Here is an 18533-nt window from a genome sequence, read left to right on the forward strand (position 1 = left end):
AAGCAGGTTATAAACGTGTTTGTAGTTGAGTATTGACCTCTTGCAAGTCGCTTTCAGGAGCGAAAGATTGTAGATTTATATTTGTACGACTGCGATTAATTACCTCTTTAATTTTTGCAGCACTAGGCATTTTGGATTTAGCTAGCTTTTGAGCTTCAGCTTGGAGATGTTGCTTGTGAGTATACTCAATTAATTTAACTTGAGCGGTTGCATACACTGACGTATTTTTAGGAATTTGTTGGAGAAATTCAATCGCAGCCTCAAATTTGCTTACTGCTGCTTGACGGTAAGCTTGTTGTAGCAAGAAAACTGCCCTTACTTGTTTTTTTTGGTTATACTCAGCTAACTTTTGTTGTACTAAGGTGTTCGCAGATGATTCTGAAGGAACTTGGTGTAAATAAGCTAAAGCAGTATTAAAATCTTTGACTGATGCTTTTTGGTAAGCTTTTGTTAACAGTTTATGGGTTTGTGCCTCGATTTTAACTTTTGCTTGTTCAACTATTTTGTCTGTTTTTGTCTGCCAATATAAATTGTCGGGAACTTGAGAAGCGGCATTCAGTGCATCTACCCATCTACCTTCATGCAAGGCTTTTTCAGCTGTTAAATATTTTTCAGCAGCAGTTTGCCACTGATTCTGCCATTCTGCGATGGTAGCTTGAGCTTCTGGATAGACATTGCTGGTTGAGGGAATCTTTTTAGCTAAAGCGATCGCTTCTTCTAAATCTCCTGCTTGATATGCTTTCGTTGCTTTATATAAAGTATCTGTTTCTGAGCGAACAGGAGAATTATTTATTAAAGCATATAGCCCAAAACCCATAGCCAAAGAATTTGCTACTAATCCAACTTTCATCCCTACAGCTAAAGGAGATGATTTGGGGAATTTGCAATGTTTATTATCTTCGGCTTTAGCTGAGTTTAGCAATACATTACCTTGAAGTTGCACTGCTTGGGTTTGCCCATTACCCGTTGATATTTGCTTCAGTGCTTGGAGTACTTCAGTGGTTGATTGAAAACGAGCTTGGTAGTTGTGGCGGATCATTTGGCTAAGGATAGCAGCAAAGCGATCGCTAACTGAAATCTGCTCGGATCGCCAGATCATCTCGTTGCTACGAGGATCTATTTTTAATTGCAGTGGAGAAAGCCCCGTTAAAGCTTGGATTGCAATCATACCCAAAGCATAAATATCACTGTTAGGCTGTGTTTGACCAATAAATTGTTCTGGCGGAATGTAACCTAATGAAGTAACGGGAAATTTATCAATAGGCAATATTGCATCTGTGCCAACATCAATCGCCTGGATAGCACCAAAGTCGATTAAAACTAACTTACCATCACAAGCACGCCTGATTAAATTATCTGGCTTAATGTCGCAGTGAATCACTCCTTGAGAATGAACAAATTCCAGAATACCCAGTACATCGTGTAACAATTCAATAACGTCACTTTCACTCCAGGGATAGCCCAAACGTTGATGAATTGGCAATTCTGCAGTTAGAGCATGTCCTTCTATAAACTCTTGTACTAAGTAAAAACGCTGTTTTTCCTCAAAACAGGCAATCAGTTTGGGAATTTGCTCGTGTTTTCCTAAATGCTTGAGAGTTTCAGTTTCACTGAGAAAGTGTAATCTCTGAGTTTTTAAGTACTCAGGTTGGGAACTAGCAACCTTGAGCTGTTTGATCACACATTTATGTTGCTCCGGTTGTTCGGTATCTACAGCAATGTATGTTTGCCCAAATACTCCTGCATCAAGGATTTGCACAATTTGGTAACGCCCTTGTAGAACTTTACCAATCATGTGATTAGTCATAGTCGCTGGTTAATTGCATACTTGTTATTTATTTGTTCGGATAATATCCTTTATTTCCGGAATTATTGCCTAACAAGTAGTAGAAAGCACTTAGTTGCTCGACTGAAATCTTTCTTAATAACCGTAGAGTGGGCACTATCCCTAACGTAAAAATAAGGGTTTGAGGAAAGTTAGGCAGTGCCCACCTTACAAAATTTGTTCACCTTTATCTACCAAAAAATAAAAGGGGTTCTCTTTTACTCTCTGAGAACCCCTTTCTAAATATCAGCATCTAACAACGTGAGTTTAACGCTGATATATTTTGAAAATAATTCTGTTTAGGAAGCTTTTTGCTGCTTACGCTTCATCCACAACCCCATTGCACCAGCAACTGCTGTACCAGCAATAGTAAAGGGTTCAGGTACAGGTTCACTTTTACCTGCAACAATAGCAATACTTCCAAAAGAACCGTCAAATGGGTTGTAGTCTTGGAATCCACCCTGGATCTTACCCTCTCCTTTAAATCCTGGCGGGAATATTACAGAAAGAACTGAGAATGATGGAGGAGGAGTAAAATCTGCTTCTGTAAAGCGGAGTGCATTTGTTTGTATGAAAGCGGAGTTGCTAGGAGTCGATTTAGAGAATTTTTTGACAAAGTTGTTGGAAGAGTCAAATAAACTCACTTCCCAGTTCTGCAAAAACACTCCAGGGCCATTATCTGGTAGTTTATCCGTATCTACTTCATAAGTTCCTTTAAAATAACCACCTCCCAAGAGCGTAGGTAGCCCAACTGAACCTGTGACAGCTTCGGGAGCAAACTGCCCAGAGATGTTGAATGCCGTGATGCTTGCAGCAGTTGCAGGAGCAGTTCCCACAGCGCCAAGCATAGTAGCGCCAAGGGCTGCTGTGGCAGCGAGCTGAGATAACTTTTTTGATGTTGCTTTAAGCATGAGTTTGATTTTTCCAACAGTAAAGTACAAAAATCGAGAAGGTTTTTTGCAAGATTTTGTAAAAGCTACAGTTGCATTCGGTATTTTCAGCCTTTGTTGCAGAAAAACGCTTGATAGCGTCTCTACACTGATTAAAATCGACTATAAGTTTGAAAAATTAGCCGCTTTTAACCACACTGAGCTTTCTCGCTTCGGAAATTAATATCCGGGCAGCTTTTGTATATTTGCAAAAAGTCTAGTGATTGCGACATTTCTGTATGAACAGCAATGCTCACGCTCACAAACTCGTATCAAGTTTTTATGTGAAGTCTGTATTTTTTGGCAGCGATTGAACATCACTACGCAGCTTTAATGTATAGATTCAAGCCTATATAAATAGGCTATTTCCCACTACATCTTCAGTTCAATCTCAGAATACTGAGATTAAGTTCTGCTTTTTACAGCTACTTCACAAGAGTTAATAGTGGCAATATTACCGAAAAATGGCAAGAAAATTTGTAACTTTTTAATCTAAGCTTTAGATTTAAATATTAAGTATTGTTACCAAAAATCACGGAAGCTACCCTAAAAATAGGGACGCTTAGGCTAGGGGCTAGGGGCTAGAGAAAATAGATTTTCATTCCCTCGTTATGTGATGTATGACATGAGCGTCTAAGTTAAAATAACCAGCATTAGCACACTCAAGATGCAAGTTTTCATGGCTAGAATTCAAAGGTGCGATCGCATTACTCAAATCTTGCACCTCGCCCGAAAACGCCTGGAACTGAAGTTTCAGGCTTATAGCTAAAGTCAGTTAAAACTGACTGAAATATATATTCAGTAAGCTTGAATCTCTAGATGAGCGATCGCCCACTTGCTGGATTATGTTTCAATCAACTAATCCCCAGTTTCTAATCTGTTTTGTCGCTCTTCTTCAACTACCTCAGCTCTCTGTGTTAACGGCTTTACTACCCGTGCGATCGCTTCCTGAACAAATGCCTTAATAAATTCGTCGCGGCGATTGAGCTGAAACTGACGCTGAACAACTTCTGTCATCCCACCATCGCCCCAATCTTGATCGTTGCGAAAATACTCGATAAAACTTTTACCGGCGATGCGTGTCAGATATGCCGCTGTTACACCTTGAATCGCCCTGCCAATAATAAAAGTACTGACATTCAATTGCAAAGCCGTAGAAAGTAGTTGAATAGCACCTTTAACAATTCCTAAACCAGCAATTGTTTTTGCCAGAGAAAGCGCTAGTTCGCGCCCACGTTCCATATTTAATTCACAACCGTAGACTCTGCCAAGCTCCACTACCATTTGGGCATTCACAGCAGCGGTTGCTAACAAATCTACTACTGGTAATGGAGTTACCGACACCACGCCAGCACCGATCCATTGATACCTTTCTACGATTTTGTCAGCTTGACGACGACGTTGAGCATCAATGAGTTTCCGTGCTTCTTCTCCCAAGCGCAGTGATTGCAGAAGAATGTTATCAGCAACTAAATCTTCACCTTCTGCTCGCAAAATTGCCGCCATCCGTCGCAGTAATGGTAGAATTTCTGGCTCAGGCTGGAAGGTTTCCCCATTTTCTAATTGTGCAGGTTGGGGATTGGCAGCGATCGCTACTACGTCACCAGGAGCAATAAAACCCCGCACCCGTTGCCGCAACCTTGCTAAGATTACTTCTTTATCTTCTTCTGTATATAAATCAGTCTTATTTAGGATCAGTAGAGAACGCTTGCCGATTTCTGCTAATGCTCGTAATGGTTCATACTCCGATCGCCGTAAGTCATTATCCACCACAAACAACAGCAAATCTGCTTCTGTTGCTAGTTCTCGTGCTAGTTGTTCCCTCTCTGTTCCCGCTACCCCCGCTTCTAAAATCCCTGGCGTATCGGTAATTAAAATTTTGCGTTCTAAACCTTTTAAGCGCAGACAATAAGTTTCGCCTGCCTGAGTTGTTCCCATCGGCGCATCTACCCTGCCCACCATGCGTCCCATAATCGCATTTACCAAGGAAGTTTTGCCAGCACTGCCCGTGCCAAATACGACGACTTGAATTTCACCACGTGCCAAATTCGCTTCAATTTCTCGCGATTTACTTAGTAATGCTTGGCGTGTGACTTCGTCTTGAATTTGCGATACCTGTTGCCTCACAGCTTCTAAGGTAGAAGAGGCTGCTTCTGATTTAGCAGCAGGAATTTGCACTTGCCTAACTTTTCTGTTTCGGCGTCGGGAACGCTGCTCGCCTTCTCGAATTATTACAAAGTAATAGATAAAGGTGGCTATTAATGCTCCAATCAAGACAATGAGCAAAAACAGCAATAAATTCCCCAACAACGGAGAACTCCAGGTTAACTGCCCATAAAGCCGAGTTAGAGAATCAATTAGCCACAGACTGAGTCCTAAAATGACGATCAGCCCGATAATTAGTGTGATAATGCGCGACAGAGGCATGGTGGCAAATGCTAGTGGTACTATTTACGCACATGCTTCTAATCTTAATAGTTCCAGTGTTTTTCAACAGAGTTAGAGAAAAACTTGTATTGATGCGATCGCTCTAGCAAAGCGTAAGGTGGGCACTGTTCACAACCTAAAATAGGGATTTGAGGAAAGTTAGGTAGTGCCCACCCTACAATAATTGCTCTGCCTCGTGTATACTCAATCGCGATCGCTCTACCAATTGCCAGAGGCACTATTTGCATAAAAACCTTATTTTTTTGAATAGCTGTATTAGCCAGCACTAACAATTTGGTTTTGTTGGCATGAGTAAAAAGGGAGAAACAAGTTTATGGGGCTTTTTGACCAAATTATCAATGCAATTGACAATCCCAATCAGCAAGGCAGTACTAGTCAATTGGGCGATATTCTTAACACTGTACAGCAATTGAGTAATAATACTGGTACAAATCCATCTACCATGCAATCAGCTTTGGGTATCTTAGGTGGTTACGTGCGATCGGCTTTACGAGAAAAGCAAGCGAACTATGGCAATCAAGAAGCGCAAGCTTTAGTAAATCAATATAGCGGCACATCCCCTAATCCCCAAGCCGTGAATACCTTATTCTCGCCTATGATGCAACAGCAAGTGGCAGAAGCGATCGCCCAACGCACGGGGTTGAATGCCGGTTTGATTCAACAATTGCTACCGCTGTTGGTTCCTTTAGTACTGAATTTTTTGCGAACTGGTGCAAATGCCCAAAATCCTCAAACTGGGGGAAATTCTGTGCTAAATTCTTTTCTGGATGCCGATCGCGATGGCGATGTAGATATTGCTGATGCGATGCAGACGGCTTTTCGGTATTTGGGCAGATAATTGATAATTGGTGATAACTGGTAGTTGGTTGTAGGTTGGAATAATTACTGAACAAAAACAACCAACACCTTCAGCCCTTCCAAACTGTAATTCAGAGTCTTTAGAAGTCACTGACAAATTGACGTATTGGCGATCGCATTTGTTGAGATGAAAAAATCTCTTAATCTTAAGAGCGAAATAATCAGGGAGATTGTTGGTAATCAGACATTTGTGGACTATTGGGCGTCTCTTAATTTCCAAAGAGAATTGATAGTAACAATAGCAGTAATATTATCAGAGTATTAAATATACAGCAGTTTGCGAGTAAATGAGGTACAGTGTCTAAGTTTAAAAGCTAGGTATTAAAGCTGCTTTTACTAGAGAACCATTCATGACTATTCTTATCACTGGGGCAACTGGAAATATTGGTGGCGAAGTTGTCAACCATCTTATTCAGCAGAAATTGCCGTTCCGAGCGTTAGTGCGCGATCGCCATAAAGCATCCCAGCTTGAAGCACAAGGCATCGAATTGGCACTGGGAGATTTCAGTCAACCAGATACTCTTGATACAGCACTGCAAGGTATCGAAAAGGCATTTCTTGTCATGCCCAATCATCTCCATCAAGTTGCTCTCGAATCAAATTTTATCGATGCAGCTCAAAAAGCAGGAGTTCGACACGTTGTAAAACTATCTGTCATGGGCGCGGGTGAGTTGCCAAGTACTTTCCAGACGTGGCATCGACAGATCGAAGAACATCTTGAAACTTCTGGGATGAATTGGACACATCTGCGCCCTAATATGCTGATGCAAAATATGCGCTGGTTTGCTCAAACAATCGCCCAGAGTGGAGCCTTTTACAATTGCGTTGGCAACACCAAAATCTCTCACGTTGATGCGCGGGATGTGGCTGAAGTGGCTGCAATTTGTCTAGCCGAAACAGGGCATGAAAATAAAAGCTATGTTCTGACTGGAGGAAAAGCAATTACATTTGATGAAATCGCTGCTATTTTTGCCAAAGCACTGGGTAGATCGGTGAGTTATGTCGATCTTCCCCCCGCAGATCTCAAAGCCGCACGGCTGGCAAATGGAGAGCCAGAGTGGTATTTAGATGCCGAATTGGAATTATTTACTTGTTGGAAACAGGGTACAGGTACGGCAGTGACTCAGGCGATTCCAGATCTCACGCACCATTCAGCCACAACTTATGAAGCGTTTGCTCAATACTATGCTCAAACCCGCGCCCAAGATTTCTTTTCAGGGAGTTAATTATGCAAACTGCCTTTGGAATCAATATTCCCATGACGCTAGAGGATGTTTGCCATCCTCAGAAAATGGCGCTTCTGGTTTACGATATGCAGGTAGGTATCGCACAACAGTTGCCCGATGGTGCAGCGTTTATTCAACAGGTAAAGAACGTCGTTGATGCAGCCCGAACTCATCAAATGCGAGTTTTCTTCTCACGTCACACCACATTGCCCAAGCAAGTAGCAGGGGTTTCGCAACTAAAAAGCGCTATGGCATTGCAGCAAGTTACGAATGTTGCAGAGGTTCAGCCTAACTTCTTGCCCGATTCAACCTCTCATGCAATTGTTCCTGAATTATCACCGCTCTCGTCGGAAGTTGCATTTGATAAACTCACCATGTCAGCGTTTGTTGGCTCATACCTCGATTTAGCTTTACGCGATGCCCGCATTGAAGCGGTTGCGATTGTTGGCGCGGTGCTAGAGTTTGGCATCGAACCCACTGTGCGCCATGCGGCAGATCTCGGCTATGTTCCGGTGCTAATTCAGGATGCGTGCTATTCCTTTTCTGAGCAGAGTCGAGGGCGATCGCTAGAAAATCTTCAATCAATTTGTCTAACAACAGACGTTGGAACCTTTAATAAAACGCTAAATATATTGCACCAAGCATAGCGCACAGACGCAGTATAAAGACTCAGTGGAGCAGAAATATCACCCTTTTGAGTGTCTTGTTGGCATTGTCATGGCTTTTTTGGCAGGATTGGAATTACAGGATGACAGGATGAGGAGATAAAGGAAATAAGGTAGACAAGTAGGGTGAGGGAACAACGGTGCAGAGGAGAAAAGAAACTATTTTCTCCCTAATTCTCTACCTTTCTATCTTCCCATCTTGCTCTTTCACAGTGGCCGTGAAACGATAGGAATGGCAGATATGAGAAGAAATCTGGGATGGGTATCAAACGATGATTTCGCTCCAAGGGATGCAAGAATGTCCCAAAACAACTTAAGAACTGATGAACAGCTGCTTGATGCTTATTCCCAAGCCGTTATCAATGTAGTGGAAAAAGTCAGCCCTACAGTTGTGAACATTGACGTGCAAAGATGGCTAACAGGACGTAGCCGCAATTATCAGCCCTTTGCTCAAGAAGTACGCGGTAATGGTTCTGGTTTTATCTTCACACAAGATGGTTACATCCTAACTAACAGTCATGTAGTGCATGATGCATCTAAAATTCAGGTAACTCTCTCTGATGGACGCAGTTACGACGCAAAGATGATTGGCGACGATCCAGATACTGATATAGCTGTAATTAGAATTTATGCGCCCAACTTGGTAGCAGCACGTTTGGGTGATTCGCAATCATTGCGAGTTGGGCAATTGGCGATCGCGATCGGGCATCCTCTTGGCTTTCAAACTACAGTTACTACTGGAGTAATCAGTGCCTTGGGGCGCTCTTTTAAATCCCGTTCTGGTAAGCTGATTGAGAATATTATCCAAACCGATGCGGCATTGAATCCAGGTAACTCCGGTGGCCCTTTAGTAACTTCTCATGCAGAAGTTATCGGTATTAATACTGCAATAGTGATGGCAGCACAAGGTATCTGCTTTGCCGTACCAATTAACACTGCCAAGATGGTTATCCCTGTCTTGATGAAATACGGTCAAGTCCGACGCGGTTACATTGGTATTGGTGGACAAAATGTGCAAATTTCTCGCCGAATCATGTTATTCCATGAATTGGCTGTAGATACTGGAATTTTTGTGATGTACGTTGAACCCAATAGCCCCGCCGAAAAAGCTGGTTTACAAGAAGGGGATGTGATTGTTGGCTTTAATGGTTTAGCCCTTCAAAATATGGAGGGATTGCAAAAACTATTAACGCCAGAACGTGTGGGAGTGCGATCGCAACTTACTGTTTTGCGTAACAATCGCAAGCTTGTAGTAAGTGTTGTGCCAGAAGAATCACCAAATAGGAGCTAGTAAGTGAAAAAGCGAGAACTCCGACTTCTTTAAAGCCGGGGTTCTGAATACCTCAATTTTCAGCAAGCATTGTACGGGAACTAGGAACGAGTGAGGGAGTATACGCCACCTCGAAGCTTCGTACAAGATGTATGGAGTTGCGTTGATTACTGCTTGCATCGCAAAACTACGCTTTCTACCACCCCTTTTCCCTGCTGCAATTAGCCGCGATCGCAGTTCCATTGCTCTGGGGTGGCCCTACTTGGGTAAGATGGATTATAGCTTTGTCACACTGTCTACTTAAATGTTTTTTCTACTAATAGAAGAACGTGACGTAAGCTTTCTTACTTTTCAGACTCCCTCTTAAAATAAAATCATACGTATGATCGTGGCGTCTTGGTTGTTATACGCACTCTTCTCCCTGTTTTTGTTTGGCTTCTGGGGATTCTTCAGTAAGTTAGCAACCAATTACATTAGCCCCAAAAGTGCATTAATTTATGACATCATTGGTGTCATTTGTGTTGGCTTAGTGTTTATAAGTGTGAATCACTTAGAGTGGCGAGGAGACATTCGCGGCATTCTCTATGCAGTTCTCACAGGTGTTGCCGGAACATTAGCAACGCTTTTCTACTTAGTTGCTGTAAGTAAAGGTTCTAGTTCTATTGTTTTGCCTTTAACTTCTTTATATCCTGCTATCACCGTTGTTTTAGCGTTTTTTATCCTCAAAGAACCTATGACTTTACGGCATAGCATCGGCATTATACTTGCTATCTTAGCTATTATCCTGTGTGCGGGAGATTAGTTTTTCAAGAAACAAGGCAGATGGCAGAGAGCAGCGCCGTGCGGAGGTTCCCCTCCGTTGTAGACGCCCGGTAGACAGGCGTAGCCTGGCTTCTCGGAGAGTGGGCGGTGAGTCCAGCACTGCGGGAGGGTAACACGAGCGCAGGTGACTGGCGAACCCGAAGGGCTTCCCATCAGGGTGGCGACTGCACAGAGGCAGTAGTAAAGAAGATTTGACTTGTTTGTTCCATTCGTAGCGGGTGGCAACGCCGCCAGTGGAGATGCTCTCAACCAACACAAGCAAGAAGAAAAATTGATGCGATCGCCTTTCCTAATATTGGTAAATAATCTTTAATTTGCATAACCACTTGTATATCGAATTACAGGATCTGTTTGCAAAACTTTACCGTTTTTGATAATTTCGAGTGCCGCACCATTGACAACATATTCATAGTTGCCATTTCTAGCAACATATCCTGTTCCTTCTTCTACATAAGTTGGCAGGGGACGGGTGCCTTTACCATTTCGCTTAGAAGTACCTGTATAAAAAAGCTTGTCAAGCTTTTTGCAAATATAAATATCAAAATTAGGAGTTTCAATATAGGCGTCTAATTTTCCTCCTCCTGCATACCGAGGACAAGTATATGTATTGGCAATGATGTCATTTTTTGCAGCTAAACTTTTAGTAGCTATAAATTCTGAGGCAAAAGCCGAATCAGATGTATCAAATATTGCAGATAATAATGAAGCGACGCCACAAGTTGTAGCCAAAACAATCGCAAGCGATCGCTTTGGTTTCTGATTCAATTTGTTCATGATAGTTGCTAAAGATTGAATACTTTAATCTTCAAAGTCAACTTGCAGTTTTTCGGATTCTGTTGAAGGAATTGCAGTATTTCACTTTACAGATAATACTGACGCAAGCAGCATGATATTGAACTCAGGCTGTATAAATACGATAAATTCTGATTTCAAAGCTAGGTGAAGATTAAAATTTGTGTAATATCGAGAAAATCTGGATGTGGTAGCAGCTTACATCAACGAGCGACAATAGAATATAGGGGTTTTGTGAAGAAAGCCCGACTTTAAATAAGGAGTTTGTCATCTGTGGTTTTACAAGTACAAACAAGCACCTACGAAGCAAGAACCCAAGAAATTGCTAGACAGTTGCTTGCAGCGACGCAGGAGAATCGTAATTTCTTCTCAGCATTGCGCGATCAGATGCGCTGGGACGATAAATTACTGGCTTGGGCAATGAGTAATCCTGGGTTGCGGGTGCAGCTATTTCGCTTTATTGATACTTTACCTGCTTTACGTAGTAAACCAGAAATTGCCGCTCATTTACAGGAATATTTAGGTGACGAATCGGTAGAATTACCTGCAGCGTTGAAGGGGATGCTAAACTTTGCTAACCCTGATTCTATGCCGGGACAAGTCGCTGCTACCACCGTTGCCACAGCAGTTGAAACATTAGCTCATAAATATATTGCTGGAGAAAATATTAAACAAGCACTAAAGACAATAGAACGGCTGCGTAAGGAAAAAATGGCTTTCACTGTAGATTTATTAGGTGAAGCAGTAATTACCGAAGCAGAAGCTCAATCTTATTTAGAACGCTATCTAGATTTGATGCAACAATTACAAGAAGCATCAAAAAATTGGACAGGTGTACCGCTAATCGATGAAGCAGACGGCGAAGCGCTTCCCAAAGTCCAAGTTTCTGTAAAATTAACGGCGTTTTACTCTCAATTCGATCCCCTAGATGCTAAAGGAAGTGAAGAACGGGTAAGTTCGCGCATCCGCACCCTTTTGCGGCGTGCTCAAGAACTAGGCGTTGCCGTTCACTTTGATATGGAACAGTACGCCTACAAAGACATCACTTTCAGCATCCTGAAAAAACTCTTAATGGAAGAAGAGTTCCGCACGCGCACGGATATTGGCATGACTATTCAGGCATATCTGCGCGACAGTGAACAAGATGCGCGAGAATTAATAAATTGGGCAAATCAGCGTGGTTATCCAATTACAATTCGCTTGGTAAAAGGCGCGTATTGGGATCAAGAAACCATCAAAGCAGCGCAAAAACATTGGCCACAGCCAGTTTACAACGACAAAGCAGCGACAGATGTAAATTTTGAGAAGATTACTCAATTATTGTTAGAGAACCATCCTTATGTATACTCTGCTATCGGTAGCCATAACGTGCGATCGCAAGCCCATGCGATCGCGATCGCTGAAACCTTAAAAGTTCCCAATCGTTGCTTTGAAATGCAAGTCCTCTACGGGATGGGGGATAAACTAGCCAAAGCACTAGTAGATCAAGGTTATCGCGTTCGTGTTTACTGTCCCTACGGCGAACTTTTACCAGGAATGGCTTACCTGATTCGTCGCTTGCTAGAGAATACCGCGAATAGTTCCTTCTTGCGCCAAAATTTAGAAAATCGTCCAGTAGAAGAACTACTAGCGCCTCCTACTTGGGAACAAGGGGATGGAAAAGTCTCCCCCTCTCCCACTCCCCCCCGCGCCCCCTCCCCTTTCTCTGGTGCAGCAGATACAGATTATGCTGAGGAGGAAGCGAGAAAGAAATCTCAACAAGCTTTCCAAAACGTTCGTCAGCAATTTGGTAAAACCTATCTCCCATTAATTCATGGTGAGTACGTCCAAACCCAAGAAATTATTGATTCTCTTAATCCCTCCAATTTTAGTGAGGTAATTGGTAAAGTTGGACTTATCTCTGTTGAACAAGCACAACAAGCTATGCAAGCTGCCAAAGCCGCATTTCCGAGTTGGCGCAAAACACCCGTCACTCAACGCGCTGGCATATTGCGCAAAGCTGCCAATTTAATGGAACAACGCCGCGCCGAATTGAGTGCTTGGATAGTGTTAGAAGTCGGCAAACCAGTGCGGGAAGCAGATGCAGAAGTTTCTGAGGCGATAGATTTCTGCCGCTATTATGCAGAGGAGATGGAACGACTCGACAAAGGTTACAATTACGACGTATCTGGCGAGACGAATCGTTATATCTACCAACCGCGTGGGATTGCAGTGGTAATTTCTCCTTGGAATTTCCCGCTAGCGATCGCAACGGGAATGACTGTTGCAGCTTTAGTTGCTGGGAATTGTACTCTACTCAAACCAGCGGAAACATCTTCGGTTATTGCAGCGAAACTGACGGAAATCTTAGTAGAAGCTGGAATACCTAAAGGTGTATTTCAATACGTACCCGGCAAGGGTTCCCAAGTTGGTGCATATTTGGTGAGCCATCCTGATACTCATATGATTGTCTTTACTGGCTCCCAAGAGGTTGGTTGTAAAATTTACGCTGAAGCAGCGACTCTCAAACCCCTGCAAAGGCACATGAAGCGAGTAATTGCCGAAATGGGCGGCAAGAATACAATTATCGTAGATGAAAGTGCCGACTTAGACCAAGCTGTGGTGGGCGTCGTGCAGTCAGCCTTTGGTTACAGCGGACAAAAATGTTCTGCTTGTTCGCGAGTGGTAGTCGTAGAACCGATTTATGATACCTTTGTGCAGCGGTTTGTAGAAGCAACGAAATCACTTAATATTGGAGCAGCAGAGTTACCTAGCACCACAGTGGGGCCTGTAATTGATGCTAATGCTCGCGATCGCATCCGCGAGTATATAGAGAAGGGCAAGGCAGAAGCAAAAGTAGCTTTGGAATTGCCAGCACCAGATAATGGGTATTTTATCGGCCCTGTGATCTTCAAAGATGTATCGCCAAACGCCATTATTGCCCAACAAGAAATTTTTGGCCCTGTTGTGGCAGTAATTAAGGCGAAAAATTTCCAACAAGCGCTCTCAATTGCCAACGATACTAATTATGCTTTAACAGGAGGGCTTTACTCTAGAACTCCCTCACACATCCAAAAAGCGCAGGAAGAGTTTGAGGTTGGGAACTTGTACATTAACAGGACAATTACAGGCGCTATAGTTGCACGTCAACCCTTTGGTGGTTTTAAGCTTTCTGGAGTTGGTTCTAAAGCAGGAGGCCCCGACTACCTACTACAATTCTTAGAACCGCGTACTGTGACGGAAAATATTCAAAGGCAAGGTTTCGCTCCAATTGAAGGGGCAGAATAATCTAGGTTTGATAGGTGGGCAATGCCCACCTTATTTTATAAATGAACTGCCAAAATGCGAAAGAAAGATGCACTTAATATTAAAAAACTAACCACAAAGAGCACATAGACGCGCCTTCTTCGGCTACTTTCAGAAGCCACTTCATGTCTACCCGCAGGGTAGAACACAAAAGAAGAAATTGGTACTCATTCAGTGCAAGTTTATAGAGAATTGGTATAAGAGATTTTGATGAGTGATTTAATTATTAAATTGGCTGATTATCAGGAAGATTTTCCGAAAATTGAGGAAATTAGAAGGATAGTTTTTCAAGAGGGGCAAGGAGTAGATCCAGATTTGGATTTTGATGGTGATGATGAAATTTCTGAACAATTGATTGCTTATTTAGATAACGAAGCAGTAGGAACTGCCAGGATTAGATATTTGAATGATAAAACTGCAAAGATAGAAAGGTTAGCTGTTTTGCCAATAGCTAGAGGACAAGGGATTGGCAAGAAAATTATGGAAAAAGCACTTTTAGTAATAGCTAGTAAAAATATTCCAGAAGTTGTGCTTCATGCTCAAGAGTATGTAAAAGGTTTGCATCAACAACTAGGTTTTCAGGAAGAAGGAGAAGTTTTTGAAGAAGCCGGAATTCGTCATGTGAAAATGAAGAAATATTTGAATTGTTAGTGGTTATTAAATAGAGTTGCGTCTTTCGCGATTAAATCTCTTGCACTCATGATTTTCTAACAAATCGACCACAGATTAACACCGATAAACACAGATTTTATCGATGTCTATCTGTGCCCATCTGTGGTTGTAATTATAAATCGACTGCTTCAGGAAAAGCAGCGTGCGATCGCATCTCTAAAAACTAGAAATTATATCAGACTGGCGTGTGCAGGAGTTAATCTCCCCACCACCCCTTTTTCCCAATCGGGTTGATTGGGCAAAAATATTGTGAACCTACTGCCCTTTCCCAAAGTTGACTCTACTGTCACATCACCACCATGCAAACGGGCTAACTTGCGTGTCAAAGCTAAACCCAATCCTGTGCCTTCGTACTGACGGCTAAGTCTGCTATCAAGCTGCTTGAATGGTTCAAACAGGTATTTGAAATGACTTGGATCGATACCAATGCCCGTATCTGATACGGTGAAAGTTATGGTTGAAGACACTTTTTTAACTTCCAAAGACACTCTACCCGCAGGAGTAAATTTAATTGCATTAGTAAGTAGATTGAGCAGCATTTGCTTGATGCGTCGTTCATCGGCAATGCAAATATCTGCTTGTTCATCAATTTCGGTTACCAGCAGCAGCCCCTTTTCTTCGGCGCGATCGCGTACAGTAGACATAACATGAGCACACAATTCTTGTACTGGCAACTCAGACAGTAACAGTTCTTCTTTGCCAGCTTCTACTTTTGACAAATCGAGAATATCGTTAATAAGTGCTAGTAAGTGTTCGCCACTACTGTAAATACAATTTATATACTCTTTCTGCTTGTCGTTAAGACAGCCAGCCATTTCTTGTTGCAGTAGTTGAGACAAACCCATGATTGCATTTAAAGGTGTTCGCAACTCGTGACTCATAGTTGCCAAAAATTCACTTTTTGCCCGACTTCCAGCTTCTGCCGCTTCTTTGCTTTCACATAGTTTCAACTCTGTTTGTTTACGCTCGGTAATATCCTCAATCATGGTGAGAAAATATTGAGGTTTGCCATTTGGACTGGAAATTAAAGAAACACTCAACTGAGTCCACACTAATCTACCATCTTGATGCAGAAAACGCCTTTCCATTTCCAGGCGATCGCGAATTCCCAACAGTAGTTGTTGATAAAGTTCTAAATCTCCCTCTTGTTTGACAATATAATTTGCAAAGCTACTACCGCATAATTCTTCCCGACTGTAGCCCAGCATTTGACACAACGCTGGATTGGTATCTACAATCTGTGCTTTCATATCTACAAGTCCGATTCCAACAGAGGAACGCTCAAAAATTGCTCGGAATTGTGCCTCACTGTATCGTAGTGTTTCCTGCGCTGCGTTGCGTTCGGTTGCTTCTATCGCCAAGGTAATAAAATCTGCAATTGAACCAGCAAAGTTTTCTTCCTCCAATGTCCATTGACGCATACAACCGATTTGTTCGTGACACACCGCCCCCACTAAAACACCTCTCAACCAAATTGGTGCAACCAATAAAGATGTAATGCCAAATACACAAAGATAAGGCTCAGATAATTCTTGGGTTCTACTGTCACGGGTGGCATTGTGTGCAGCAATACTGCGTTCTTGCTCTAAAGCCTGAAAGTAAGCAGGAAAATTGGCTTTCCAAAGCGCCATGCCAGAGCTATGACAATATGTTCTAGCATCGTACAAATCGACACATTCTATTTTTGAGCGCTCTGAGTTATATAACCATACGCTGACTCGTTCCACCTCTACAGTTTGGGCTGCGGCTTCTGTGATTTCCCTGAATGCTGCCTGTAGATTTCCTTGCTGTAATCTTTTGCTTTTAGCAAGCTGTACTAGGCTTTGGTTCTGTTTTCGCAGAAAATTTTCCCTTTTGTGCAAAATCTCTTCTGTCTGCTTGCACTCTGTAATATCTCTAATTACCAATACCTGTATATTTTGCTCTTGGTAAGCAATGATCTCGCCTTGCATTTCCACCGCAACAGTAGAACCGTCTTTTTTAACTACAATTACTTCATATGGTTTTTCAGAACTAGAAAGAATATGTTTTAGTATTAACTTTTGCGATTGCGATGTCAGTGTTAGTAAATTAAAAATGTTTTTACCAATGATTTCTGCAATTTCATAGCCTGTAATTTTTGTAACTACAGAATTTGCATCTAAAATAATTCCATCGTCGTGTATAATCAGACCTTCAACACTTGCCTCTGATAGACACTGAATTCGAGGTTCAATGTTTTCTGAAACAGATAATGCAAGTCCTTTCAAACTAAGCTCATCTCCCGACATCGCGGGCATAGAGAATCGAGGATTGCCCATTGCCTGTTGCCCTAAATCAGTAGGCAACGGTTTCTCCCAAACCTTGAAGGATTGGGTTTCCTCGCCGATTTTGATGATTTGTTGGCTTTCAGCCACTACTTTTGGAGTTTGCTCGCTTTGCTTACACTTCACCATTCTTGGTAAGTCTGTTAACTCTATAATTAAGTAAAAAGACTGATAATAAAGTAATTTATACACGAAATATGAAGATTTAGTTCAAGTTTATTAACACTTATAGGTATAAAAACACTCATAATCGCGATCGCTTCCTCTACCCCGTAACAGGTAGCCTCAGCAAATAAGCTTTGTACGTGAGTCTTAATTTCCTATCTTTCTTGTGGTAAGGCTCTCCTCTCACCTACAGGCAGATACCCAAGCAACTTTAATTTGCAACAATAAAGATAGTTGCAACCGTTGTGGAGATGGAGTAATGACCGATGGCAACTTGAGAATTGTCTCCCTAATTCCCAGTGGAACAGAAATTTTAGCAGTACTAGGGTTAACTGATGCCATTGTTGGGCGATCGCATGAGTGCGACTACCCCCCAGAAATTCAAGATCGTCCAATTTGCACCCAACCCCGGCTAAATACGGAGGCATCTAGCAGTAAAATTCACGATGAAGTTAATAATCTGCTCCAAAATGCTTTAAGTATCTACGAAATTAAAACAGATGTCTTGGAAAAATTACAGCCTACTCATATTGTCACTCAAGACCAGTGTGAAGTTTGTGCTGTTAGCGTTTCGGAAGTAGAAAAGGCTGTAGCTTCACTGACTCACACCGCACCCGAAATTATCTCTTTAAAACCAAATCTGCTCAAAGAGGTTTGGGCTGATATCGAACGAGTAGCGAATGTATTCCAAGTAGACTCGCTCAAAGTGCTAGAAAACTTGGAAGCCCGCGTGAAAATTGTTGCCCAGAAAACCCAAGGGCTTTCCCAAACAGAAAATTTACCAACTGTCGCTTGTATCGAGTGGATCGATCCTTTGATGGCTGCCGCCAACTGGATTCCCGAATTAGTTACTTTGGCAGGAGGAAAACCATTATTTAGCATTACAGGTCAGCCTTCTCCACAGTTAACGTGGGAAAATCTGATTACTGGCAATCCAGATATTATCGTGTTTATGCCCTGTGGCTTTGATTTAGATCGCACTCGCCAAGAAGCTGAGTTGTTAACTAAAAATTCAGAGTGGCAAAAACTCCGCGCTAACCAAACTGGCAGAGTATACATTACCGATGGCAATTCCTATTTCAACCGTCCAGGGCCGCGGCTGGTAGAATCTTTAGAGATGTTAGCAGAAATTTTGCACCCAGAAATTTTTCAGTATGGCTATAAGGGAGAAACCTGGGAACTACTCTAATTAATTTGTTACTTTTTAGCTACTGGTTTTTACCAATTTTATTAAAGTACAGTCGAGTCTAAACACAACCCTTTATCATCA

Annotated in this window: 15 protein-coding genes; 9 read left to right on the forward strand and 6 right to left on the reverse strand. The window is 42.2% G+C overall.

Annotation, left to right across the window (positions count from 1 at the left end; genetic code table 11):
* Positions 1–7: 7 nt before the first annotated feature.
* From UYC_RS0125975 to UYC_RS0125995, 4 genes are all read right to left on the reverse strand, one after another.
* Positions 8–1807: a serine/threonine-protein kinase gene (locus UYC_RS0125975; protein ID WP_016874370.1), complete on the reverse strand. Its 1800-nt coding sequence runs from the start codon at positions 1805–1807 to the stop codon at positions 8–10.
* A 317-nt stretch (positions 1808–2124) separates the two neighbouring features.
* On the reverse strand, positions 2125–2736 hold the full coding sequence (locus tag UYC_RS0125980; protein ID WP_016874369.1) for a PEP-CTERM sorting domain-containing protein: 612 nt from the start codon (positions 2734–2736) through the stop codon (positions 2125–2127).
* A gap of 876 nt (positions 2737–3612) precedes the next feature.
* Positions 3613–5181: a YcjF family protein gene (locus UYC_RS0125990; RefSeq protein ID WP_016874367.1), complete on the reverse strand. Its 1569-nt coding sequence runs from the start codon at positions 5179–5181 to the stop codon at positions 3613–3615.
* Between the two features lie 44 nt (positions 5182–5225).
* Positions 5226–5429 (reverse strand): hypothetical protein, encoded by a 204-nt coding sequence (locus UYC_RS0125995; protein WP_127011262.1) that lies wholly within the window; start codon positions 5427–5429, stop codon positions 5226–5228.
* Positions 5430–5515: 86 nt separating this feature from the next.
* Here UYC_RS0125995 and UYC_RS0126000 point away from each other — a divergent pair, with 86 nt between their 5' ends.
* The 6 genes from UYC_RS0126000 to UYC_RS0126025 all read left to right on the forward strand — a co-directional run bounded on the left by UYC_RS0126000 (position 5516) and on the right by UYC_RS0126025 (position 10023).
* Positions 5516–6040 (forward strand): DUF937 domain-containing protein, encoded by a 525-nt coding sequence (locus UYC_RS0126000; protein WP_016874365.1) that lies wholly within the window; start codon positions 5516–5518, stop codon positions 6038–6040.
* Positions 6041–6410: 370 nt separating this feature from the next.
* Positions 6411–7286 carry an SDR family oxidoreductase gene (locus tag UYC_RS0126005; RefSeq protein WP_016874364.1) on the forward strand — a complete coding sequence of 292 codons (876 nt, stop codon included), beginning with the start codon at positions 6411–6413 and terminating at the stop codon, positions 7284–7286.
* A 2-nt stretch (positions 7287–7288) separates the two neighbouring features.
* Entirely contained in the window at positions 7289–7933 is a 645-nt protein-coding gene (locus UYC_RS0126010) for a cysteine hydrolase family protein (protein WP_016874363.1), read from the forward strand.
* Positions 7934–8192: 259 nt separating this feature from the next.
* The gene (locus tag UYC_RS0126015) at positions 8193–9242 is read left to right on the forward strand and encodes a S1C family serine protease (protein WP_026087443.1); all 1050 of its coding nucleotides are present in this window, start codon (positions 8193–8195) and stop codon (positions 9240–9242) included.
* A 127-nt stretch (positions 9243–9369) separates the two neighbouring features.
* A complete protein-coding gene (locus UYC_RS38660; protein ID WP_016874361.1) occupies positions 9370–9525 on the forward strand; it encodes a hypothetical protein in 156 nt (51 codons plus the stop codon).
* Positions 9526–9603: 78 nt separating this feature from the next.
* On the forward strand, positions 9604–10023 hold the full coding sequence (locus UYC_RS0126025) for an EamA family transporter (RefSeq protein WP_016874360.1): 420 nt from the start codon (positions 9604–9606) through the stop codon (positions 10021–10023).
* A gap of 329 nt (positions 10024–10352) precedes the next feature.
* On the opposite strand, the gene UYC_RS0126030 is transcribed toward UYC_RS0126025, so the two are convergent.
* The gene (locus tag UYC_RS0126030; protein ID WP_016874359.1) at positions 10353–10817 is read right to left on the reverse strand and encodes a hypothetical protein; all 465 of its coding nucleotides are present in this window, start codon (positions 10815–10817) and stop codon (positions 10353–10355) included.
* A gap of 291 nt (positions 10818–11108) precedes the next feature.
* Between UYC_RS0126030 and pruA the strand changes: the two genes are divergently transcribed.
* Both pruA and UYC_RS0126040 read left to right on the forward strand, forming a co-directional pair.
* Positions 11109–14102, forward strand: coding sequence for an L-glutamate gamma-semialdehyde dehydrogenase (gene pruA / locus UYC_RS0126035; protein WP_016874358.1), 2994 nt, complete (start codon positions 11109–11111; stop codon positions 14100–14102).
* A 228-nt stretch (positions 14103–14330) separates the two neighbouring features.
* Positions 14331–14771 (forward strand): GNAT family N-acetyltransferase, encoded by a 441-nt coding sequence (locus UYC_RS0126040; RefSeq protein ID WP_016874357.1) that lies wholly within the window; start codon positions 14331–14333, stop codon positions 14769–14771.
* A gap of 191 nt (positions 14772–14962) precedes the next feature.
* Here the strand turns inward: UYC_RS0126040 and UYC_RS0126045 are convergent, their stop codons facing one another.
* Positions 14963–17227 carry a PAS domain S-box protein gene (locus UYC_RS0126045; RefSeq protein WP_016874356.1) on the reverse strand — a complete coding sequence of 755 codons (2265 nt, stop codon included), beginning with the start codon at positions 17225–17227 and terminating at the stop codon, positions 14963–14965.
* Between the two features lie 295 nt (positions 17228–17522).
* On the opposite strand from UYC_RS0126045, the gene UYC_RS0126050 reads away from it, so the two are divergent.
* Complete coding sequence (locus UYC_RS0126050; protein WP_016874355.1) at positions 17523–18452, forward strand: cobalamin-binding protein; 930 nt, start codon at positions 17523–17525, stop codon at positions 18450–18452.
* The last annotated feature ends 81 nt before the right edge of the window (positions 18453–18533 follow it).

The sequence above is a fragment of the Chlorogloeopsis fritschii PCC 6912 genome (assembly GCF_000317285.1).
Lineage (GTDB): Bacteria > Cyanobacteriota > Cyanobacteriia > Cyanobacteriales > Nostocaceae > Chlorogloeopsis > Chlorogloeopsis fritschii.